This window comes from Desulfothermobacter acidiphilus, from assembly GCF_052073645.1.
Lineage (GTDB): Bacteria > Bacillota > Desulfotomaculia > Desulfotomaculales > Ammonificaceae > Desulfothermobacter > Desulfothermobacter acidiphilus.
Genome location: NZ_CM125440.1, coordinates 861,825 through 884,326, shown reverse-complemented (window position 1 = coordinate 884,326; position 22,502 = coordinate 861,825). Strand labels below are relative to the sequence as shown.

21 protein-coding genes and 1 pseudogene are annotated in these 22,502 nt (G+C 55.0%); 18 read left to right on the top strand and 4 right to left on the bottom strand.

The window, feature by feature from the left end:
- Positions 1-130: 130 nt before the first annotated feature.
- The gene (locus ACTLLP_RS04520; RefSeq protein ID WP_441061636.1) at positions 131-1,294 is read right to left on the bottom strand and encodes an IS256 family transposase; all 1,164 of its coding nucleotides are present in this window, start codon (positions 1,292-1,294) and stop codon (positions 131-133) included.
- Positions 1,295-1,435: 141 nt separating this feature from the next.
- Here ACTLLP_RS04520 and ACTLLP_RS04515 point away from each other — a divergent pair, with 141 nt between their 5' ends.
- From ACTLLP_RS04515 to ACTLLP_RS04505, 3 genes are all read left to right on the top strand, one after another.
- Positions 1,436-2,839: an ISLre2 family transposase gene (locus tag ACTLLP_RS04515; protein ID WP_441061241.1), complete on the top strand. Its 1,404-nt coding sequence runs from the start codon at positions 1,436-1,438 to the stop codon at positions 2,837-2,839.
- A 328-nt stretch (positions 2,840-3,167) separates the two neighbouring features.
- Positions 3,168-3,512 carry a hypothetical protein gene (locus tag ACTLLP_RS04510; protein ID WP_441061238.1) on the top strand — a complete coding sequence of 115 codons (345 nt, stop codon included), beginning with the start codon at positions 3,168-3,170 and terminating at the stop codon, positions 3,510-3,512.
- Positions 3,509-3,751 carry a hypothetical protein gene (locus ACTLLP_RS04505; RefSeq protein ID WP_441061235.1) on the top strand — a complete coding sequence of 81 codons (243 nt, stop codon included), beginning with the start codon at positions 3,509-3,511 and terminating at the stop codon, positions 3,749-3,751. The genes ACTLLP_RS04510 and ACTLLP_RS04505 overlap by 4 nt, the downstream gene beginning before the upstream one ends.
- A gap of 174 nt (positions 3,752-3,925) precedes the next feature.
- Here the strand turns inward: ACTLLP_RS04505 and ACTLLP_RS04500 are convergent, their stop codons facing one another.
- Complete coding sequence (locus ACTLLP_RS04500) at positions 3,926-4,336, bottom strand: type II toxin-antitoxin system VapC family toxin (protein ID WP_441061233.1); 411 nt, start codon at positions 4,334-4,336, stop codon at positions 3,926-3,928.
- Positions 4,314-4,559: an AbrB/MazE/SpoVT family DNA-binding domain-containing protein gene (locus tag ACTLLP_RS04495; protein WP_441061231.1), complete on the bottom strand. Its 246-nt coding sequence runs from the start codon at positions 4,557-4,559 to the stop codon at positions 4,314-4,316. Before ACTLLP_RS04495 ends, ACTLLP_RS04500 begins: the two co-directional genes overlap by 23 nt.
- Positions 4,560-4,958: 399 nt before the next feature.
- Between ACTLLP_RS04495 and ACTLLP_RS04490 the strand changes: the two genes are divergently transcribed.
- From ACTLLP_RS04490 to ACTLLP_RS04460, 7 genes and pseudogenes are all read left to right on the top strand, one after another.
- Entirely contained in the window at positions 4,959-5,792 is an 834-nt protein-coding gene (locus ACTLLP_RS04490; RefSeq protein ID WP_441061228.1) for a response regulator transcription factor, read from the top strand.
- Between the two features lie 244 nt (positions 5,793-6,036).
- A complete protein-coding gene (locus ACTLLP_RS04485; protein WP_441061225.1) occupies positions 6,037-6,624 on the top strand; it encodes a hypothetical protein in 588 nt (195 codons plus the stop codon).
- 108 nt (positions 6,625-6,732) lie between these two features.
- Positions 6,733-7,632: an ABC transporter ATP-binding protein gene (locus ACTLLP_RS04480; RefSeq protein WP_441061222.1), complete on the top strand. Its 900-nt coding sequence runs from the start codon at positions 6,733-6,735 to the stop codon at positions 7,630-7,632.
- On the top strand, positions 7,607-8,542 hold the full coding sequence (locus tag ACTLLP_RS04475) for a hypothetical protein (RefSeq protein ID WP_441061220.1): 936 nt from the start codon (positions 7,607-7,609) through the stop codon (positions 8,540-8,542). Before ACTLLP_RS04480 ends, ACTLLP_RS04475 begins: the two co-directional genes overlap by 26 nt.
- 31 nt (positions 8,543-8,573) lie before the next feature.
- Positions 8,574-9,263, top strand: coding sequence for a hypothetical protein (locus tag ACTLLP_RS04470; protein WP_441061218.1), 690 nt, complete (start codon positions 8,574-8,576; stop codon positions 9,261-9,263).
- 355 nt (positions 9,264-9,618) lie between these two features.
- The gene (locus ACTLLP_RS04465) at positions 9,619-10,452 is read left to right on the top strand and encodes a response regulator transcription factor (protein ID WP_441061216.1); all 834 of its coding nucleotides are present in this window, start codon (positions 9,619-9,621) and stop codon (positions 10,450-10,452) included.
- 202 nt (positions 10,453-10,654) lie between these two features.
- Positions 10,655-12,031 (top strand): annotated as a pseudogene (locus ACTLLP_RS04460) (ISLre2 family transposase); the annotation flags it as partial.
- Here ACTLLP_RS04460 and ACTLLP_RS04455 read toward each other — a convergent pair.
- Entirely contained in the window at positions 12,012-12,176 is a 165-nt protein-coding gene (locus ACTLLP_RS04455; protein WP_441061213.1) for a hypothetical protein, read from the bottom strand. The pseudogene ACTLLP_RS04460 and the gene ACTLLP_RS04455 overlap by 20 nt on opposite strands.
- A gap of 118 nt (positions 12,177-12,294) precedes the next feature.
- On the opposite strand from ACTLLP_RS04455, the gene ACTLLP_RS04450 reads away from it, so the two are divergent.
- The 8 genes from ACTLLP_RS04450 (at position 12,295) to ACTLLP_RS04415 (ending at position 22,489) form a co-directional block, all read left to right on the top strand.
- On the top strand, positions 12,295-14,439 hold the full coding sequence (locus ACTLLP_RS04450) for an FAD-dependent oxidoreductase (protein ID WP_441061210.1): 2,145 nt from the start codon (positions 12,295-12,297) through the stop codon (positions 14,437-14,439).
- 325 nt (positions 14,440-14,764) lie between these two features.
- The gene (locus tag ACTLLP_RS04445) at positions 14,765-15,058 is read left to right on the top strand and encodes a uroporphyrinogen decarboxylase/cobalamine-independent methonine synthase family protein (RefSeq protein WP_441061633.1); all 294 of its coding nucleotides are present in this window, start codon (positions 14,765-14,767) and stop codon (positions 15,056-15,058) included.
- Positions 14,995-15,573, top strand: a complete 579-nt coding sequence (locus tag ACTLLP_RS04440; RefSeq protein ID WP_441061209.1) for a ferredoxin-like domain-containing protein — start codon at positions 14,995-14,997, stop codon at positions 15,571-15,573. The genes ACTLLP_RS04445 and ACTLLP_RS04440 overlap by 64 nt, the downstream gene beginning before the upstream one ends.
- A 200-nt stretch (positions 15,574-15,773) precedes the next feature.
- Positions 15,774-16,451: a sulfite exporter TauE/SafE family protein gene (locus ACTLLP_RS04435; protein ID WP_441061207.1), complete on the top strand. Its 678-nt coding sequence runs from the start codon at positions 15,774-15,776 to the stop codon at positions 16,449-16,451.
- 90 nt (positions 16,452-16,541) lie between these two features.
- Positions 16,542-16,739 (top strand): topoisomerase DNA-binding C4 zinc finger domain-containing protein, encoded by a 198-nt coding sequence (locus ACTLLP_RS04430; RefSeq protein ID WP_441061205.1) that lies wholly within the window; start codon positions 16,542-16,544, stop codon positions 16,737-16,739.
- A 406-nt stretch (positions 16,740-17,145) separates the two neighbouring features.
- Positions 17,146-18,087: a DUF4268 domain-containing protein gene (locus tag ACTLLP_RS04425; protein WP_441061203.1), complete on the top strand. Its 942-nt coding sequence runs from the start codon at positions 17,146-17,148 to the stop codon at positions 18,085-18,087.
- Between the two features lie 188 nt (positions 18,088-18,275).
- The gene (gene brxF, locus ACTLLP_RS04420) at positions 18,276-18,773 is read left to right on the top strand and encodes a BREX-3 system P-loop-containing protein BrxF (RefSeq protein ID WP_441061201.1); all 498 of its coding nucleotides are present in this window, start codon (positions 18,276-18,278) and stop codon (positions 18,771-18,773) included.
- Entirely contained in the window at positions 18,770-22,489 is a 3,720-nt protein-coding gene (locus ACTLLP_RS04415; protein WP_441061198.1) for a DUF6079 family protein, read from the top strand. Before brxF ends, ACTLLP_RS04415 begins: the two co-directional genes overlap by 4 nt.
- The last annotated feature ends 13 nt before the right edge of the window (positions 22,490-22,502 follow it).

Sequence of the window (22,502 nt, the reverse complement as noted above, 5' to 3'; positions counted from 1 at the left end):
GGGGTAAAAGGCAGCATGGGAGAGGTGATGAACGGCAAGTTTGGGCCTTGCCAAGGTTCTTCCCATAGGTCAAGTCCAATTTTGTGTGTAAAATCCCCTCTGGTAGCCTTTGAGGCTTATTAGAGCCTTGTTAAGCCGCCCCTCTCCCGGTCTTATTGGTTTCGGCTTTAACTGTTCGTTCTTGCTCCTGCCTCCATGTCCAGTACTCCGTCATGTCCAGGTAGCGGTGGCCGGTAGACCTTTCCTCGTCTATCTCCATGAGCACCGCACCAATCAGTCTCAACGCCGCTTCTTCATTGGGGAAAATTCCTACTACCCTCTCCCGCCGGCGAATTTCGCGGTTCAGGCGTTCCATGGCATTGGTCGTGCGCAAGCGCCGCCTAACCGGCTCCGGCAAAGCCATAACCGCCATGGCATCCTCAAAACCAGCCTCAAGTCTCTCTATTGCCCTAGGCGCTACGGCCTCAAACTCCTGCACCACCTCCTCCAGAAGTAGTCTTGCCGTATCCATATCCGGCGCTTCAAAAATGTGTCTAAGGCGAGCATGAAGCTGCTTCTGCCAGGACTTGGGACACGCTTCCAGAATGTTGCGGACAAAATGCGTCTGGCACCGCTGCCAACTCGCCCCCTGAAAGTGGATCATAATGGCGTTTACCAGCCCCTTGTGGTCGTCCGAAACCACCAGGTCAACGCCCTTTAGCCCACGCTTCTTTAACCAGTCGAAGAATTCAGACCAGGTAGCCTCAGATTCGCCGTCCCCAATCATCAGCCCTAGAACTTCCCGGTAACCATCCCGGTTAACCCCGCAAGCTATAAGCACACTCTGGGATCTCACCCGCCCACCTTTCCGCACCTTTGTGACCAAAGCATCAACCAGAATAAAGGGATACTCCTTTTCGCTTAAATCTCGCTCATTCCAGGCCTTCACCAAAGGGTCAAGTCGTTTGCAGAGCTCAGATACCGTCGACTTGGAAAATTCCGTGCCGCATAGCTCCTCGACCACTGCCCTGACCTTGCGTGTTGATACTCCATTGACCACCATCTCCATCAGGGCCAGCAACAATGCCTGCTCGCTCCGCTGGTAACGCTCAAACATCTCCGTAGAAAATTTGCCGGATCTGATCCGGGGCACTTCCAGGACAAGCCGTCCGATCCGGGTTACAAGCGGCTTTTCCCGGTGGCCGTTGCGGTACGCTTGTCTTTCCTCTGTGCGCTCGTATGGTTTAGCTTTGAGCTGCTCTGTAACCTGAGCCTCGAGAATCTGATTTAAGACTTGCTCCATCAACCGGGCCAGACCATCGTCCCGGGAAAGTTAGTGTAAAGTTACTGTAGGAATTTTGCAGGAGCTAAGGAAGGGGAGAAAGAAGAGAGACCTCACCGTCCTTGCAACGGACGAGTAGTTGCTTAAACAACCACTCAGGAGGGTGAGGTCTCTATGCAGATTATAAAGCAGATTTGGGAGAAGTTCCAGAGGGTAGCGGAGCTAACGTTGAAGGTTCTGGAGGAAGGGACCGACTTTTTAAGCTTCGAGGAGAAGCTCTGGCAGGAGCTTAATAACCTGGGACAGGAGGTTTTGAGGGAAGTTTTAGAGGCGAAAGACGCCTATCTTCGGGAGCACCGGGAAAAGCGGCCCGGCTGGCGGGTAGAGCGGCGAAACGATCCCAAAGAAGTACTTACCCTTTTCGGTCTGGTCAACTATAAGCGAACCTATTACCGGCACAAAGAGACTGGGGAGCGGGTGCACCTGATAGATCGGTTGGTAGGTTACGGGCCGCACGCACGGGTTGATCCTCTGGTTAAAGCACAAGCCTTAGAAGAAGCGGTAGATCTTTCCTACCGGAAGAGTGGCGAGAGGGTAGGGAGAGGCAATCGGGAGGTTGTGCTAAGCGGCGAAGCGGTGAAGAAGGTGATTCACAACTTTACACTGGAAGAACTGCCCGAGCCGCCTGGGGAGAAGCGCCGGGGGAAGGTTCTTTATGTGGAGGCGGATGAAGACCACGTAGCAGGTCAGGACGGGAAGAAGTACTTACCCCGGCTGGTTTACATCCACGAGGGGAAAGAGAAGGTGGGGAAAGACAGATACAGACTCAAGCGGCCTTATTACTTGGGAGGGCTTTACTCAGATACGGATGAGCTGTGGTTCGAGGTGTTGAGCTACATCGAGGAGCAGTACGAATTATCTTCTGTGGAGCGGATTTACCTCTGCGGTGACGGAGACAGGTGGATAAAGAAAGGGCTGGAGTTTCTACCGAGGAGCGTCTTTGTCTTAGATCTTTTTCACCTGGACAAGTACCTGGTGGCTGCTTTGGGGCGTGATAGTGATGGTTATAGAGAGATTTGGGCGGCCTTATGGGAGGGTGATGAGGTAAAGGTACAGGCGATTTTGCGGCGGGCGGGCAAAGCTGCGGCGAGTCCTGCGCGGAAGGAAGCGGTACGGGATTGCCGACGTTACATCCGGCGGAACTGGGAGGGGATAATGGCCTACCGGCTTTATCCCGGGGCGGAGTTGGGGGTAAGTGCGGAGGCGCACGTAAGTCATCTCTTCTCGGCACGGTTATCATCCCGACCGATGGCCTGGAGTGCTCGTGGGGTAGACCGGATGGCCCGGTTGCGGGTGGCGAAGGCGAATGGTGTTTCCTTGCGGGAGCAATATGTAGCCCGACGGAAGGAGGGCTTAAGGGCTCTAGAGATCGATAAGGCAGCTGTCGAGGAAGAGAGGCAGAGGCTAAGGAAAACATCGGGTGAGGTGTTCGATAATCTTCCCGCTCTGCGGGGTCCGGTAACGTCATTAACCAGAGCCCTCAAAGCTTTGAGCCGGAACGTCGATCTTCTTTGGTAGTTCGTCCTGGTCCGGGGACAGTGGGGCTCGAGACTCCTACAGTAGGTTGACACGATCCCCGGGAAAACAACTGTTGCAGAACCTCGCCATCTACGGTAACCTGGTAATGGGCCATCCTAAATCCCTCCTGGTAGTGTTGGTTGTGTCACTTCTTCAATCTACCAGAGGGAGGGTGGCCCTTCCTGCTTCTAACCACCCTTTTTACACACTATACCGGACGCTACTTTCCCATATCGGATATACTCGCTTAATCCCGATTGGTATAGGACTCGCATTTACTGCGTTCACTTAAATGGGTAACTCAATTATTGCAGGGAGGTTGGTATCCATGATTTTGGGTAACAGAGCAGTGGTATCGATCATCGCGGTTGCTTCTCTTCTACTGGCGTCATTCCTTTACTTCTACAAGGCTAAATCCTCGGCGGCGGCCGACCCGGAAATAGTGAACCTGATAACGGAAGCCGAAACCATGGTCCAGAGAATGACGGTACCGCCCAAGGAGTACGTCGGGAAGAACACCAGCCTTCCCGAATCGGTGAAGCGCCAGATGTACGAGCAGAATATGCGGAACGTCGATAGGCTGTTTAGCGGCAACTATAAGAAGGCGATGATCGACATCGTTAACCATCACTTTTCACGGCCTTTCGCACATAACTGCGTCGATGGGGGGTGACGAAAGTAACCATACTGGGTTTGACTAAAACCGAGAACGGGGTTAAAGTTCAAGCCGAAGTGCATAAATATCTGGTGCACCGGGAGCAGAGAGACGGCCGGCTGGTCGATGTTAGGCTGGACGGGAAGGGCACTTACGAGTACACCTTGGAAAAGACCGCCGAGGGATGGAAAATTGTCAATATAAGTGGGGGACCGGACCCTGATGCCAGCCGAATCACTGTTACCCCCGTGCAGTAGGTAGATGGAAACCCACTTTAGGTTTAGGTTGTCCCAGGCCATTATCTTTGCTCCCACCAATGTGCCAAGCCGGACGGAAAAGCCCAAGCGCAGACAGTTTATAAGGGAAGGAGTTTATAAGGGGGCGGTGATCAACGAATGAAGGCCGCCCCCTAATTGTGCATCCGGCAACCCCTAGGGTTCCACCCGGGTAATGCCTTCGATCTTCTCGAAATCCCTGTCGTAAGAATAAATCTCGCCCTGTTTGCGGGAGAGCATCTGGGCGGCAACGAAGGCGTCGGTCCAGTCGACATTCTTCTCGGCGTAAAGCCGGAGCGCCTCTTTGGCGATTCTCTTGCCGGTAAAGCGCAGGCCGTGCAGGTTTAAAAGCGGGGTGAGAAGCTCCCTGATCCGCTCTTTGGGCTGGTGGTAAAACTTCTCGAGGGTCCACACAATATCCGCCAGGACCAGCTCCGGCAGCCAGACCTCCTCGGCACCGGCCTCCAGCCGCTTTAACAGTTCGGCGCACCGGTCGGCTTGCTCCGGGACATCGTTGGTCAAAAAGCGCAAGATAACGTTAGCGTCAAGCACGCGAGGCTTCTTCACGGCTGCGCTCCTCCATCGCTCGGTGGCGGGCAGCTTTGAAATCCTGCGGTGCATCTACTTTGACCGCGCCCTTGAGCGACTCGATTCCCCCTTCGACCGGGAGAAGGCGGACGGCATTTTCTTCAAGCACGAAGCGCACGCGTGCCCCGGGGCGGAGCTTGAGCAACCTCCTAACCTCAGCCGGAAGAGTAATCTGGCCTTTTTTTGAGAGCCTGGCGAACATTACTCTTTACCTCCTGGTTTACAGGCTACTTCAGTTGATATTGTAAAGCGAAGGTACCTATAAGTAAAGCGCCCCGCATCTCGCCGGAGGCAGCTGCTGATTAGAGTTCGCCCTTTAAAGTCAGCACGAGAATTTTCGTCTGGTAACTTCCGACAAACGAGGTGCTTTAGACTTTCAGTCTACAGTTAGCTTCACTCTATGGGTGCTCAACCGGGTTTCTAGTACCACTCTGAGCAGTTTAGCTCCTTATCTTAATCCCTTATTTCTGGAAGATTCCTTTTGGTCTTGGCAGGAGATTGATACCATTTTGACGAATCCCTAAAAAAATTGCCGCTACCCTGTCACAAAAAACTTCGGCGTCGCTAAAGCTAAAGAAAATCGCCCGGAGGGGAATGCGATATGCCCTTTCTGCGAACAGCGAGTTCGGGGGAAGAGGAGGCCTACCTCTGCTCCCATGAGGAACTGGAAGCTTCTTACGCCCGCTGCCGCCGGCTGGGCGTGCCTCCGGGTGCGCCCAGCCCCCGAAAGATCTTAAGCCCTGCTGAGCTCGCACCGCGCCTCAAGGCCAACCTTTCGCTGGTGACCCTGGCCCGGCACATCGTGGCACCGATCTGCCACCGCAAGAGTTACCTCTACATCCTCTGCGATCCGGAACTGGTGGCGCTTGAAATCTTCGCCGCGCCGGAAGTTTTGGCTGCCGCCGAAAGAAAGGGTTTCATGCCCGGCACCGTTTTCACCGAGGAAAGCTGCGGCACCAACGCCCTCAGTTTAACGAAAGAACTCCGGCGCCTTGTGGCTATAAGAGGCGAGCAGCACTACTACCGGCTCTTTGAAAACTGGTGGTGCGTTGCCAGCCCGGTAAAAGACCACGCCGGCAGAACCGTTGGCTACTTCGACATCTCGATGCACGCCGAGAAGGAACTGGGCCTGGCCGCGGCGCTTTTGCAAACGCTGGTGGCTCGAATAGAGGACGGATTTCCCCTGGCAGAGCCCCGGTCCCGCCAGAGAAACGGCGCTGCTCCAGCGCCATTTGTACTGCCACCGGAGGTGGACGAAAAACTCACGCCGCGCGAGCGGGAGGTTTTAAAGCTTTTGCTTGAGTGGCTGGACGATGTGGAAATCGCTAGAAGGCTTCATATAAGCCGGAGTACGGTCAAAACCCATCGCTGGAACATTTACCGAAAGTTTGGCGTCCGCAACTTGCGCGAACTACTTGCCAAACTCAGCCGCTGATTTGCTTTTGGCAACGCTCTTTGATCCTTCGCCAGTACGAGGATATTCATACCAGAGAACGACGATCTACTGTTTTCGCAGTAGAAAAATACTGTTTTTGCAGTATTTACACTTGGGAATGTCTGGGTTATATTGTGGCAAAGGGCGCAGGAGAGGGGAAAGATGATAAGGCTGAGCTCTGAACCGGGGTTAAGTGGTGGAGGCCTTGTGTAAACGAATTTTAAGCGCAAGGAGGGAAACCGAAATGTTGAGGGCGCGCGGTTTGTTTCGGCGGCTATGGTGCTTTGCCGTAGTTGCGCTGATGCTCCTGGTGGTGACCGGCGGCTCATTTGCTGAGAGTTCTTCCATTCCGAAAGGTGCATCCGTGGCACCCATGAAGGTTGCGACCCCGCCAGTATCGTCCTCCGGCGATATCGAGAAAGGCGCATCCGAGGCACCCGTGATGTTTGTGACCCCGCCAGTATTGCCCTCCGGCGGTGCCGAAACCAATGGCGGCGAGGTGGTTCCTCAAGACACCAGGTACGGAGATGCAGGTAGGTCCTGGATCTACACCCATTGCTACGCACCCTTAGCGGCACAAGCTGCGTATGGTGTAGAGATCTACTCGAATCTTCCGCCGATGCTCTACATTTCATGGACAGTTGATTGGGGTGACGGCCAATCAACCTCCGGCAGAGCCTTCCCGTACTCTCGTAAGTGGACCGGGGAGTCCACCCATAAATATTCCAGTAGCGGCTGGTACCTTACCGCGTTTAATGCTTTTGCGCTTGCAACCGATTTAAGAACATACTACTATTCTGCAATACCAACATCTTGGGTATACGTCTACTAGGTCGACGTGCGGTGACCGAAGGGTAGTGGGGCGGGGGAGTTTATTCTGAGGCTGCTCCCGTCCCGCTCTGTGGAATCTCCGAGGCACCGAAAGGAGGCGTAAAAATCCTTGCTCGAGCTCGTGCAAGTTACCAAAAGATTCGGGCCGGTTGAGGCCTTAAAGCAGGTATCTTTCGTCCTTGGGCCCGGGGTTACCGCGGTCGTGGGGCCCAACGGGACCGGAAAGAGCACCCTCTTCCATATCCTCACCGGCCGCGTTCCTCCCACCAGCGGCAGCGTGGCTTTCAACGGACTTCCTCCGGCAAAGATTCGGGCCGAAATGGGCTTTCTGGCGGAAGAGCCGCCATTTTACCCTTACCTCACGGGAGAAGACCAGGCTTGGTACTTCAACTCTTTGCGCGAGAACCCCGTCAGCCGGGACGAGGTCAGGGCCATGTTGGAAAAGTGGAGCGTTCCCAAAAGGAAAAAGATCAGGGACTTTTCCTTAGGGATGAGGAAGCGCCTTGGCCTGGCCTGCGCCTTTTTGGGTTACCCCAAGTTCCTCATACTGGATGAACCTTTCAACGGACTAGACTTGGAGGGACAGCGGCTGGTGGAGGAGGAGTTTGCCTCCTACCGGGCGCAGAACAAAATACTCATCTTTTCTAGCCACCAGCTAGAAAGGGTCACCCTTTTGGCGGACCATCTCGTCTTGCTACGTGGAGGGCGCCTTGTTTTTTCTGGCGAAATGAAGACGCTGGCGGAGCAGGCATCGCGCGTCATTTTTTATCTTTCTCCCGACACCCCCAGGCAAGTTTTGCAGTTCCCAGGGGTGTTGGAGGTTGACGAGAGGGGTTCGTGGACAACCGTAACGGTAACAAAGGAAGCGGCTCTCGCCTTTCAACAACACCTTGCCGAGCACGGTGTTTCGCCACAAGGCAGCCAGGTGCTGCTTCCGGAGTTAAAGGCTCTGCTTAATGATGCCGAGAAAAGGGGGAACAGTGGTGCCGGACGTGCTGCGAATAATTAAAGTAGAACTCCTCCGGGTGATGCACAAGCCCTTCTTTTACGTCGTTCCGCTAGTAGCCTTATTGGTGGTGATCCCGGGAATGATGCGGGCGTATAAGCTCGCAGTTGCCTTGCACAACAAGACTTTACCCCTTCCTCCGTGGGTGCCGCCACCGCCTGGCTGGGGAGCCGATCTGACCACACTGTTGCACTGGTTTCGCTGGGAAAACCTGCCGACCGTAGCCGGCGCCAGCCTGCTCGCTGGATGGGGGGTCGGGCTTTTCATTTATGCAGGTGCCGCCTGGTTCGGGGACGACCTGAGCACCGGCGTCATCAAGCAGGTTGCCGTGCTGCGGGAACGCTTAATGACCGTGATTTTAGGGAAGGCGCTGGCCCTGGCGCTTTACGTTACAGCCGTCCTTACACTTACCGTTCTTGGCGCAGTCATTGCAACGCTGTTTTTGCCGGACGTGCCGGGACGAGAAATAGGCGCTTTATTCAGCGCCACTAACGTGCAGAGTATGGCTGTTTACACAGGTATTGCGCTGATGTGGGCATTTTTTGCTGCGGCTATTACGGTGGCAACGAACTCAGCGCTCTTAGGTGCGGTAACGGGGATTCTTTGGTTTACAGTGGAGACGGTAACCTTAGTTTCTGGAAACGGTCCGCTGCAGCTATTCGCGGCGAAGGTGGCCCCAGGTAGCACCTGTCAGTCGCTTTTGGCTTCTGTTTACGACCGGTTTAGCTGGGTAGGACAACCCCATCTGTGGGTCACCTGGGTTACTGCGCCGCCTCTCACGCGGACATTTGAAGACGGTATAATGAAGCCCTACCTCTTGCCGTTTACCTTTCTGCTGACGATGTTGGGGTTTTATCTGCTGGCGGCTGTCATTGTGGTTTTGAGAGGCTACTGTTGGCGGGCAAGCAAGTGAATTTTCGAGAAGAGGAGTTGCATTCAAGGGTATGAACCGGAAGAATTGGCTGCGTCTTTTAGTCTGGGCGGCAGCTATTGCAGCGGTCCTGCTTTGCACCTGGCACCTGCTTGCCAGGGCAAACAGCGCTCGCATCTGTGAGGCAGTCGAACGGGTAATGGAAGAGGCTTACGCGGTTAAGAAATCACCTGCAGGACAACAAATTGTGGCGAAGTTAGGGGATTATGAAATCACTTACGGTGACGTAGTGGTTATGGCCCAGGAGTTAGCCTGCTACCAGAAAGATAAACCCAGCGCGGTTCGTCCTGTGACCTCGGAGGACTTGCAACGCGGCTTCGATGCCCTGACCTCTACTGCTCTGGCCGCCATGGCGGCGAAGGATAGAGGCGTTAAGCCTGATTGGAAAGAGGTAGCGGTGAAACGGCAGATGGAACTCAAAACCATGGCGCAAAACAAAGATGGGGCAATCCGCGGGGTGGCGGTTTCGCGGCTACGCCACCTTACGGACGATAAAGCGTACACGCTGATGCTATTCGCTGGAAAGGAAGTGGTTTCGTCAGGCGAAGTTCAGCAGGCCTTGCGGGAAAAGGGTTCGGTGGAAGGTGAGCGGCTTGTCAGCGAATTGGCAAGAGATAGGTTGAAAGCAACCCTTAGAAAGTACCCGCTTATAATTTACGATTCCCAGTTTAAGCGGCCGCCGTGGGAGAAAGATCTTGGGTAAATCCGGCAGAAAGCAGGAGCTGTTTGGCAACTTACTGATCAAAACGGCAGAGAATAAGCTTAAGCTCCTATACAGGAGGATCCTTTGGGGATAGGCGGTTCTAACGCAACTACTCTACGGCTTAGCCTGCTGGTACCAGTGCGGGCTGGAAGGGGGATAGCACGGTTTAGACCATAAGTGTTGTAACAAGAGCGGTCAGCCGCCCACTCTGATCTGGGAAATTTCTTCTTAATCTTAGCAGGGGATTGATACCATTTTACCGAATCCTTAAAAAATTGCCGCTACCCTGTCACAAAAAGGGCTCCGGCGTCGTCATATCTAAAGAAAACCGACAGGAAGGGGGAGGGAGCTCGCGGTGCCCTTTCTGCGAACAGCGAGTTCGGGGGAAGAGGAGACCTACCTCTGCTCCCATGAGGAACTAGAAGCTTCTTACGCCCGCTGCCGCCGGCTAGGCGTGCCGCCGGAGCTCACCCAGCCCCGCAAAATCCTGAATCCCACTGAGCTCGCATCGCGCCTCAAGGCCAACCTTTCGCTGGTGACCCTGGCCCGGCACATCGTGGCACCGATCTGCCATCGCAAGGACTACCTCTACATCCTCTGTGATCCAGAGTTGGTGGCGCTTAAAATCTTCGCCGCGCCGGAGGTTCTGACCGCTACCAAGAGGAAAGGTTTCATGCCCGGCACCGTTTTCACCGAGGAAAGCTGCGGCACCAACGCCCTCAGCTTAGCGAAAGAGCTCCGGCGCCTCGTGGCTATCAGAGGCGAGCAGCACTACTGCCGGCTCTTCAAATACTGGTGGTGCGTCGCCAGCCCGGTAAAAGACCCCGGCGGCAGAACCGTCGGCTATCTTGATATTTCAATGCACGCCGAGAAAGAGCTCGGCCTGGCCGCGGCGCTTTTGCAGACGCTGGTGGCCCGGATAGAGGAAGGATTCCTCCTGGCCGAGCTCCGCACCTGCCAGAGAAACGGCGCTGCTCCAGCGCCACTCCGTATCCCGCCGGAGGTGGCCGAAAGACTTACCGCCCGTGAGCGGGAAATTTTAAAGCTTTTGCTTGAGTGGCTGGACGATGTAGAGATCGCCAAAAGACTTTATATGAGTATCGGGACAGCTAAAACCCACCGTTGGAACATTTACCGAAAGTTTGGCGTCCGCAACTTGCGCGAACTGCTGGCCAAGCTGAGGCGCTGACTGCGGGGCAAAGTAAAAATACTACTTTGAGGGCGTACAATTTCAGTAGGTGACGGAGGAGACTCATGAAGGAGGAGACCTCGCCCCTCACGGACAATTTTCATGGACTGAAAGGAGGAGCGAGGTCTCATGCACAGTCAACCTATCTCAGACATTCAACCTCTTGCGGACATAATCCTTCTTCTGGGGGGAGAAAGTTAGCAAACTAATTACCGAATGCCGCGACTTCTACAAGCTCGAAGAAGAAGTGTACAAGCTCTCTCAAGAAGCTTGCGTGAAGATCTTCGCCTGGGCCCTCGAGGAAATAGACACCTGGCTCGTGGACGCCCGGGACAAGCGCACCTGGAAAGTGATAGGCTTCCGGGAAAGAACCGTAGTTAGCAGCTTTGGGGAATTCAAAGTAAAAAGGCGGCTTTACAGGAACAAAAAGACGGGAGAGGCCAGGTTTCTTCTTGACGAGGTTCTGGGCTGGCCGGAGAGGTCTAGATGCACGCCGCGTTTGAAGGAGATGGCGGTGAAGCTTGGGAGCGAAGTACCCTTCAGGCGGGCAGCGGAAATTCTCGGTTATTTTGTCCCTGGGATAAGCGCCATGGCGGTGTGGCAGGCCGTGCAGGAAGTAGGAGAAGCACTCAGGCAGGAGGGAGAGTCCAGGAGAGAAGCCGTTTTTGAGAAGGGAGAGACACCCGAAGGTAAAGAGAAGACCTCCAGGCTTTACATAGAGGCCGACGGGGTGGTGGTAAGGCTTCAAAGGAGCGGAGAGAAAAGGTAAGAGGTCAAACTCTTCGTAGCTTACACAGGCAAAGAAGCGATTGGAGGTGGCCGGAAGGCTTTAAAGGACAAGCTGGTAACGAGCGGTGTAGGCGAAGGGGAGAGGATGTGGGAGGAAGTTTACTCTGGGGTAGCGAGCCGGTGGGACATGGGTCAGGTGAAGGAGATATACCTTGGGAGTGACGGGGCGGAGTGGGCCAAGCAGGGGGTAGATTACTTCCCTGGGGCGGTACACGTTTTGGACCCTTACCATTTGAACCGGCGGCTTATAGAGGCTTTTTGGCACGATGAGGAGGCCTATAGTAGGATCAGGCAGGCCATTTATCTGGGGGACTGGGAGAAGGTAGAAGAGATTTTGGGAGGAGTAGCAAGGAGAGTTCGCGGGGCTAAGAGAAGGAGAATAGAGAAGCTCTGGCAGTATCTCAAGGAGAACTGGTCGGGGATAGTTACCTCTTCTGCTGCGGAGCATCTGGGGGCCATAGAGGGGCAGGTACAGCACAACGTGGCGCGGCGGATGAAGCGGTTGGGAGCCAGCTGGACGGAGGCAGGAGCAGACAGGATGGCGCGGGTTTTGGCTGCTCGAGCCAACGGGGTGCTCGGGAGGCACACTTCTCGTTGGCCGGTACTGCTGGCCAGGCAAGAACATTTGGCTCAGGCGGTGCGGTTGGAGGTAAAGCGGAAGATAGAGGAGGCGGAGAGTTGGCATAAAGCGGGGTTGCCGGCATTGAGGGGACCCTCTGCCGGAGCTCCATGGGTGAAGCATGTGTTGCGGGAACTAAGCCGGCCTAGCCTCAGTAGTTTGATCCCTTAATGGCGCAGGTACCGGGGCTATCCTGGCGGCGAGGTTTCCATGAAGAGAAGTTTTCTCCCGAACCACCTACTAACTCTTGACGCGCACCCCGGGGAAACAAATGTTGCAGAACCTCGCCATCTACGATAACCTGGTAATGGGCCATCCTAAATCCCTCCTGGTAATGTTGGTTGTGTCACTTCTTCAATCTACCAGTGGCAACCTGAGGGTGGGCCTTTGCCAGGTATCTAAGACGAAGCTGGGGTGGGGAAAGGGGATACCTTATGAGCGTGGGAGAGCAGCTTCGGACACGGAAACAGTCTCGGATACCTGGCACGGTCTATATCCTCATCTCATTCATCCCGTGGATACTCTATTGGATCTTAACGGGCGTGGGGAAGCCCCTGGGCGTTGCCGTTGCCTTCTTAGCGGCCGTCCTCCTCGTGATTTCGGAGGCCGTTAACCGGAGTTTCAACCTCATGGACCTGGTGTCGGTGGCATTCTTTGCGGTCGCAGGGTTGGTCACCTTTGGGCTCAAGTCGAGCCTATTCATTGACAACAGCGGTTTCCTCGGGTATCTTGCCCTCTTCATCATGGCGGTCGTTTCTCTGATCCTCAAACAGCCGTATACCCTGCAGGTCTCAAAGAGGGACTATCCTGAGACTTACTGGCACGACCCAACTTTCGCCATGATCAATAACATCATCACCGGCCTTTGGGCATTGATATTCTTGGCCAATTCAGTAATCTACATACTCTTACGGTTTCCCGTCAACGTCGTGATCTCAAATGCTCTGGTGGCGCTGGGAATACTCTTCTCCATCATCTTCCCTCTGGCCGCTCCCGCTTACTTTGCGTTACGAGAGTTCAAGGGAAATGACTGGCGGATTGACATTGGCCGTGAAGGGAGTAGGGGAGGGAAGTCCGGAAAAGAAGATAAAGGAAAGGAACAAGAATATGACGTGCTAATTGTCGGCTCGGGAATTGGCGGATTGACCTGCGGGGCTTTGCTTGCCCGCGAGGGTTATCGAGTTGCGGTTTTCGAGCAACACTACCTCCCGGGGGGTTATTGCTCGTCGTTCCGCCGGAAGGGGTTTACCTTCAATACGGGGGTCGCGGCTGTAAGTGGGCTGTGGGAAAAGGGCCCTGTTCGCTACCTTTTGGATGATCTCGGGCTCAGGCAAGAGGACCTCTTCATAAGAAACACTTCCAGGTTCATTTTCAAAGGCCGGAATATCGATGTCCCGCCGGATCTCGGAGGACTCATTGCTCTGCTTCAGGGAATGTTCCCCGCGGAAGCTCGCCGTATTGTTGACTTCTTCGACACGGCTAGGAAGGCCTATGAAGAGGTCTACCGGGAGGCTGAAATATATGGAGCTCCGCTCCCTGCCGAACTCATCGCTAAAGTCTTTGGGGCGAAGGCACTCCTGAACTACCCCAGGGAACACCCGCATTTCTATAGCTGGATGAATAAGACTTACAAACAATTCCTTGACGAGCATTTCAAGAGTGAATCCATCAAGGCGCTGCTATCCGCCCTCATCGGCTATGTTGGGACAGAGCCGGACAAGACCCCTGCGGCAAGCGCCCTGACTGCTGTAGTATCCTATTACCTTCACGGGGGATATTTCCCCAAGGGAGGAGCACTCCGATTTGCGGGGGCCCTAAAAGAATATATCGAAGAACATGGCGGACGGGTACTGCTCAGGCACAGGGTTGACAGGATTCTGGTGGAGACAAGTGAGGCTAGGGCGGGAAGGGAGGTGCAGGTAAGGGGGATTCAGGTAGGCGACAGGACCTATGAAAGCCGTGTGGTGGTGGCCAACGTCAATGCTAAGACGGCTCTCCTGGACCTGGTGGGAGAAGAGCACCTAAAACCGACATTCGTCCGGTTTATTAAGGGCCTAAAGATGTCCCCTTCGGTATTCATGGTATTCCTGGGGGTAGACATGGACCTATCAGACTACCCGGTCCTCATTCACAATCTTGATGAGGGGTATGGGATCGTCATAGGCTCGAACGCAGATCCGGATCTTGCGCCCCCGGGTAGTGCCAGCGTCACGCTACTGGCCAGCGCGAGTTACCACGATTTCCCTCCGCGGGGAACCCCAGAATATCTTCAAAAGAAGGAGGAACTTGCGCGCGCGTTAATAAAGAAGGCGGAGAAGGTGATCCCTGGTCTTTCAAGCCACATCATTGTAAAGGATGCGGCAACGCCGAGGACGCTGGAGTTTTACACGGGCATGCCAGAAGGAGCAATTTACGCTTTCGACCAGTCGAAGGATACCAGGAGACCATATTTCAAGACACCCATCAAAGGGCTGTATCTCGCCAGTGCCTCCACCTTCCCTGGTGGTGGGATTGAAGCAGTGGTGATTGCCGGAAGGATCTGCGCGAACGACATAATGAATTGGAAGAGGCGCGCTTGACGCCCCCGAGGAAGGGCCTTACGCTCACCCTGAGGCTGCTCCTTGGGTGGGCTGGCCTGCAGCTATGGCGGCGGGCGTGAGGCCCACTTTGAGACCCTGCGCATGCAACGTCTCCAATACCCTCCTCCACTTGGGCGGTGCAGGAGATTCGATCTCAGAAGCCCGTGCCGCCAAACTTCTCGACAAATCCCTGGCTGAATTCTTGCGGGAGGTGGCCGAGCGGCGTGGCGGATTCCCTGCGGGTCTACGTGATTGACACTAACATCTGGATTGACCTTTATGCCGGCGGGATTATTCACTTACCCCCACTACCGCCAAGCTCCCGATTGCGGGAACGGTAAAGGCCTGCGCCTTGAAAAAGTGGTTCAATACCAACTACCACTACATCGTGCCTGAGTGGGAGAAAGAGCGGCGTTTAGTCACAAATCCCTACTTGGAGGCCTTCCAGCGGGCCCGGCAAGCCTTGGGAGTCAACGGTAAGCCGGTCTTGGTTGGTCCTTTCACCTTCGTAAAGCTTTCTCGAGGCTACAGGGACTGGCGGGAAGCGAAGGAAGCTTGGTCACCCCCGAGATCCTGGAGAAGCTGGCTCAGGTGGCCCGGAAATATCAGATACCGGTGATGAAGCTCACCTTTGCGGGACGCATAGCGCTGGTGGGGCTTAAAGCGGAGGATGTGGAGGCTGTCTGGGCTGACCTGGGGCTTCCCCCCGCTCCGGCCGCGGGCCCCTGCCTGCGCAGCGTGCAGTCCTGTCCGGGTACGGCAGCCTGCCGGCTGGCCCTTCAGGATTCCCTGGGCCTAGAGATGCGCCTCGAGGAAAAGTTCGGCGGGGTAGAACTGCCAGGCAAGATGAAAGTGGGAATATCCGGCTGCCCCATCTGCTGCGCCGAGAGCTGGGTCCGGGACTTCGGTGCTTTCGGCAAGAAAACCGGCTTCACCGTGGTGGTGGGAGGAAACGCCGCCCAGTCCCCCCGCATAGGGGAGGTCCTGGCCGAAGGACTTACGGCTGAGGAAATAGAGCAGGTCTTTGAGAAGCTTTTGGACCTTTACCGGCGGGAGGGGCAGAAAGGAGAGCGCTTCGGCAATTTTGCCCACCGTCTCGGCATCGAGCGTTTAAAGATGGAAGCCGGACTTTAAAAAGCCAAGCTCTTCCCGAATCTAAAGTCCTTTAAAGGGTGCGCAAAACTAGGGCAGGAGAAGCCCGCAGCGCACCTTTAAAGTTTTTGCCTACCTCCAAGTTTTGCCATAATGGAAGAAAAATTTTGCTTATCGACGTTTGGGCAGAAGGTGACTGGGGCTTGAAAGAGCGAAAATAGAACGGTCCGAAGACCAATATCTTGGCCGGGCTACTCATAGGCCTGGCCGCAGCCTTTTCTTATGCCCGGGAGGGCTCAGTAGACGTTCTGGCCGCCGTTTTGCTGGCTTCCACCGCTATTTTCACCGCCCGCTTCGGTGCCCGCTTCGCTCACGCTTTGCCCGAATGGAAATTAAGGCGCTCCTTCGGCGCTTTCCTCATTGCTGTCTCTTTGCTTCTCTTGCTCAAACCCTATATCTTTCACGCTTCCCATCGGATAGGAGGATGGCCGGAGGCTTTAATTCTCCTCTTTGTTGGTCTTTTCACTGGCTTCCTTTCCGGCATGATGGGTGTGGGAGGAGGCTCCCTCATGGTGCCCGCCATGGTTTTGCTTACCGGCTTTTCCCAACACGCTGCCCAGGGGAGCTCCCTTCTGGCTATGGTGCCGGCAGGAGCAGTGGGCGCTTACACCCACTGGCGCCTGGGAAACGTCAACGCCCAAATCCTGCCGGGGCTAATCCTGGGAATCATAGCCGGTTCTTACCTAGGAGGCTTTTCCGCGCATCTCTTGAGCGAGGGAGCTCTGCGGGCCGTTTTTGCTACTGTGCTCATATGGACTGGCGCAAGGTACCTGCAGACACCTAGGCCCAAGGAAGAAAAGGAAGCCAAGCCCGAGTCTGCAGCTGGCAATTCCGGCAAGAGTTCGTCTTCCACAACGTAGCCGTTACCCGCGCCAAAGGCAAGCTCATCTCCTACTTCGACGAAGAGCTCCAGTTGGTGGACCTCCTTTGGAAGCTTCGCGGCGGCCGCGATGGACTTCTCTTTAGCTGCCCCGAGTGCCGGAAAAACGGCGAGCCCCCGGCGCCTGGTGGAGGAGTTAATAGCCGAGCTCGGTCTCCAGTGCCCCCGCTGCGGCGAAGGGAAGCTGTGCTACCGCACGAGCAGCCGCGGCCCTTTCTTAGGCTGCGACCGCTATCCCGAATGCAGATATACACTTGATTTACAGTAGCTTTTCTTTGGGCAGGAAATTTTTCCTCGGTGACGAAATCGATAGAAAAAGCGGAGCCGGCTTCTGGGAAGGACGAAATGCAAGGTCGGCTCGCCGAGCTTTCCGTAACCGGACGCCTTGGAGCGACAAGTTCTTTACCCGTTTTTTTCGGTCGTTTCCGCCGATCGCGGAAAGTCCAGGGGGGTAGAGTCGATAGGCCTGTGCATTTACTGCGGGAGGCCGGAGGGGATTTTCTCCAATAAACACAGCTGGACAAGATAGTTTTTCATCCCCTATCCAGACAGAGTCGGCACCCAGAGAGACGCCGCCACCCCTAAACCCCAGTTCTTCGTCACCGGCGACGGGAGGTTTACCTACAACCTGCTGGTCAATGCGGCCAAGCTGGATTGGGCAAGGAGGCATCTTTATGGCTGGAACCATTGGCAGACTGCAAAAAGTTGATTTAAGGGAACTCTGGCCTGACGAAGCCCGTGACTTCACGGCGTGGCTGGCCGAAAACCTCGATATTTTAGAAGAGAGCTTAGGCATAACCCTCTCTCTAGAGGAAAGGGAGAGCAAAGTGGGGCCCTTCGCTGCCGACATCGTGGCTGCGGACGAGCAAGGGGGAATCGTGGTTATAGAGAACCAACTGGAGAAGACCGATCACGACCATCTAGGAAAACTTTTAACTTATTTGGTTAATGTAGGGGCTAAAAAGGCGGTTTGGATTACCCCCGATCCTCGGCCTGAGCATGTAAAAGTAATGGAATGGTTAAACGAAGTCACTCCTCCAGATATGGCCTTTTATCTCATTAAGGTAGAAGCCTATCGTATCGGGGATTCTCCGCCCGCACCCCTCTTTTCTATAGTGGCGAGGCCCAGCGAAGAGGGCAAGGCTGCAGGCCGGGTTAGAGAAGAAATGGCGGAAAGGCATAAATTGCGCTGGGAGTTCTGGCAGGGGCTCCTCGATAAGATCAGGGCCCAAAATATCTCCCTGCATGCCAATCTTTCACCTACAACTGATAACTGGCTCAGCACGGGAGCGGGCAAGTCCGGCCTTTACTACACTTACAAGATAACCAAAAACTGGACTGCGGTAGAATTCAATATCGACCGAGGGCCTGGAAGAGAAGAAGAGACGGAACGCATTTTTAAGGAACTCTACGACAAGAGAGAAGAGATCGAGGAGAAATTTGGTGGGCCTCTCGAGTGGGTTCGGGTCGAAGGCCAGCGGCTACGGACAATAAGGTGTAAGCTGGAAGGAGGAGGCTTGGCGGACCAGGAGAGGTGGGCGGAGATTCAGGAGGCCATGATAGAAACTATGCAGAGGTTGCACAGAGCTGTACACAGCTACTTGCGACAATTTTAAGGAGGTGGTTTGATGAGCGCTGCTCTATGGCGGCGTATTAAGCGGTACGTGGACTTAGGAGTCGAGACCCCCAAAGTCGATTTAAAACAGACTTTGGATTTATCGAACAAACAGGGCCAAGCCGAGTTTGCCAGAAAGGAAAAACTTTTGATTGGCGAATCTCGTAATTAACTGATCGGAGGAAAGGGATGAATTGCCTCTTAAAGCAGATAATAGATGCAATCGACCATGTAGGCTCTTCCTACCATCAGCTAGTGCTGGTGGTTGGTCCTTTTGGCACGGGTAAGGCCACCGCCCTTAAGGAAATCGCCGAGCAGCGAAACTATCCTTACATCGATGTCAGCCTAGAACTGAGCCGAGCCCTTCTCGAATTTACTCAAGTGCAGCGTAGCTTATATGCCCCGCGCCTTATGGAAGATATCATAAGCCAGGCGGGCGGTTCCTGTATTTTGCTGGACAATCTGGGGCTGCTTTTCGAGCCTTCACTTAGGCTTGACCCACTGCGGTTGCTCAAGCAGCTTTCCCGCCGGCGGACGCTGGTTGCAGCCTGGGACGGCTCCATTAAAGAAGGGCGGCTTTTATATGCCGAGCCGGGGCATCCCGAGTATCGTGCCTACCCGCTGGAAGGAGAAAGCGTCGTCTTTATCGAAACTGAGGGGGAGCAAAGGGAAGGGGTCGAATCATGAAGTACGGTGATCTTATACAATTTGAGCCGCTGGAGACGATCATCGAGCTGCGAAGCGCCGACGATTACTCTCAGGCCGAACGCCTGGTAGCCACCTATGTCATCTCGGAAGACATGAAAGAAAGGCTAACGGACATTGTTTTCCCCAACCTCCAGTTTGAAAGGCCCGCCGACAACAAAGGCATCCTGGTGGTGGGAAACTATGGCACCGGCAAATCCCACCTGATGTCGGTTCTTTCGGCCATTGCCGAGCATAAAGACCTGGTTGGCAGGTTGAAGTCTCCGGAAGTTGCCGAGGCGGCTCAGCCCATCGCCGGGAAGTTCAAAGTGATCCGCACGGAGCTGGGCTCCACCACTATGGATTTTCGCGAGTTCATCTGCGCCGTGCTGGAAGAAGGCCTGGCGCAGATGGGCGTAAGCTTCAAGTTCCCTCCCCGCGATAAAATTCCCAGCCACAAACCCGCCTTTGAAGAGATGATGGCGGCCTTTCACGAGCGTTATCCGGATCATGGTCTTTTGCTGGTGGTAGACGAACTCTTGGACTATCTGGGAAGCCGCAAAGATCAGGAACTGATGCTGGATTTGATTTTTCTCCGAGAAATCGGAGAAATTTGCAAGAACCTGAGGTTCCGGTTCATAGCGGGTCTACAGGAAGCGCTCTTCGACAATCCGCGCTTTGCTCCCGTAGCCAATACTCTCCTAAAAGTAAAAGACCGGTTTGAGCAGGTTTTCATTGCCCGGCGCGACATCAAATTCGTGGTGGCGGAGCGCCTGCTTAAGAAAACGGCGGAACAGCAGCTAAAAATCAGAGAGCACCTGCAGAAATTTACCCGATTTTATGGGAACATGAACGAGCGGCTGGAAGAGTTTGTTTCTCTTTTCCCCATCCATCCTGACTATATCGAGATGTTCGAACGCGTAAGGTATGTGGAAAAACGGGCCATTCTGAAGACCATCTCTCAGGCCATAAAGGGGATGCTGGATCAGGAAGTCCCTCCCGATGCCCCTGGCATTCTCTCTTACGACCACTACTGGAAGGTGCTCAAGGAAGACCGCTCCTTCCGCACCATTCCCGAGGTTCGCGAGGTTATAGAAGTAAGCACCAAGTTGGAAGAGTTGGTGGAGACCGGTTATCCAAAAGGCAAAAACAAAGACCTGGCCCGGCGCATCATATGGGGTTTGAGCCTGCACCGCTTGACCATTGGGGATATCGAGAAGCCTGTAGGTCTCACGGCAGAAGCCCTGCGAGACACTTTATGCCTTTTTGATCCCTTGGTGGCCGAGCTGGGAGGTGATCCGGCCGACGACCTGCGGGGCGAGGTGGAAACCACCCTCCGACTTATCGTGCAGACGGTAAACGGACAATTCATCTCGGCCACCGAGCAAGACGCCAAGGGCCGTCCCAGCGGCCAGTTTTACCTCGACATCAAGAAGACCGTGGATTACGACGCCCAAATCAACAAGCGGGCCGAAAGCCTGGACAACCAGCGGCTCGATCACGCTTACTTTAAGGCCCTGGCCCGGCTTCTTGATTGCTCCGACAGCTACTACCCCAACACGCACCTGGCCTGGGAATACGAAATCGAGTGGAAAGAGCGCAAGGCTCCTCGCATAGGCTACATGTTCTTCGGCACGCCCAACCAGCGCTCCACGGCGCAGCCGCCCCGCGATTTTTACCTCTTTTTCTTACCGATCTACGAGCTCCCTCCTTTCAAAGACGAGAAGGAGCCCCGGGACGTTTTCTTCCGCCTTTCGCGGCGAGACGAACTTTTCGAGACCAACCTTAAGCGCTATGCCGGGGCTTTCGATCTGGCCCAGGTGTCCTCGGGTAAAGATAAAAACATCTACGAAGAAAAGGCCAATAAGTATCTCCAGGAACTGGTAAAGTGGCTGCGAGAGAACGCCCTGACCGCTTTTGACGTCACCTATCAGGGTCGAACCAAGCCATTGCAGGAATGGATCAAGAAGGGGCTTTTGCGCGCCAGCCGGGAAGTTGATGTTAGGGACCTCGTCAACCTGGTGGCTTCCACCTGCTTAGCCGCTCATTTCGAAAACTTGGCGCCTGAGTACCCCGAATTCTCCGTGCTGATAACGAGCCAGAATCTCGGCCAAGCAGCGCAGGATGCCCTGCGCTGGATGAAGGGGGCCGTTCAGCCCAAGCTGGGAAGAGCGGTCCTGGAAGCTCTGGAGCTTATAGAAGACGGCCGGCTGCATCCCCGCAACTCCAGGTATGCCAGATACATCCTCGAGCTTTTACAGGCCAAAGAGCCGGGGCGGGTGCTCAACCGGGACGAATTGATTCAGGATGTGTACGGTGTTGAGTACATGGCTCCGGACCAATACCGCCTGGAGCCGGAGCTGGTGGTGGTGCTTCTGGCCGCCCTGGTGTACACGGGCGACGCCGTACTGGCGCTGCCGGGCAACAGAAAATTTGACGCCGGTTCTTTCGGGGAACTGGTGGAAACGCCCCTCAAGGAGCTCGTCAACTTCCGGCACCTGGAGCGGCCCAAGGAGTGGAATTTACCGGCTCTGCAGGCCCTCTTCGAGTTTTTCGGACTCCCCACCGGCCTGGCCCGGCAGGTAACCCAGGGGGATAGCGAACCCGTTCAGGGGTTGCAGGCGGCCGTGGAGCAACTTCTTGAGCGGGTGGCGCGGGCGCAAGAGCGTCTTAGAAGTGGGACTTTTTTCTGGGGCCAGGAGCTCCTTCCCAAAGATCGGAAGGAAAATTACGCTGCCAAGCTGGCCGAACTCAAGGGCTTCCTGGAGTCGCTCCGGGTTTACTCCTCGGCCGGTATGCTCAAAAACCTCCGGTACGACGTGCCGGCGATAGAAGCTCAAAGGGAAGGACTAGAAGCCCTGAAGCAGGTAGAAAATCTGCTGGATCTGATTCAGGATGTGGACGCCAAAGTGAGGTATCTTTCCGAGGCCGAAAGGGTTCTTCCGGAGCATCACCCCTGGATAGAGGAGGCAAAAAAGGTTAAGGAAGACCTGCTGGTTCGGGTAAGCGATTTCTCATCTGCCGCCAGGGCGGAGATAGAAAGAGAACTCGCGGCTCTAAAAAGGAGCTACATCGAAAGTTACGTGGCCCTCCATGCAAAGGCCAGGCTGGGCGCGGCTGAGGACAGGCGCAAGTCGGAGCTTTTGAAGGACAAGCGCCTGGAGGCGCTGAGGAAACTGGCCGTCATAAATATTTTGCCTACTGGCCAGCTGACCGACCTTCAGAACAGGCTGGCAGAGCTCAAGAGCTGCCCCAACCTGACCACACAGGAGCTGGAAGAAAGGCCCTGGTGCCCCCACTGCGGCTTTAGGCCCAGGGAGGAAAGCGCAGACGCCTCCGCGGCCACGATTCTCCGGTCTTTAGACGAGAAGCTAGATCGGCTTTTGGAAAGCTGGGCCACGACCCTTGTCGATAACCTGGCCGACCCGACGGTGCGGCAGAACCTGGAGCTTTTGAAGCCGGAAGTCAGAGTTAAGGTGGAGGAGTTTTTACAGACGCAAGAGCTGCCCTCGGAACTCGAAAACGACTTTATCCAGGCCGTCCGCGAACTGCTCAAGGGGCTCAATAAGGTAGCGATTGGAGCCGACGAGCTAAAGAGGGCTTTGGCTCACGATGGGCAACCTGCCACCTTGAAGGAAATAAAGAAGCGCTTTGAAGATTTCCTGAATGAGCGAACTAAAGGCATGGACCCGGACACGGTAAGAATTGTGCTGGAGTAAGGGAAGCGAGGTG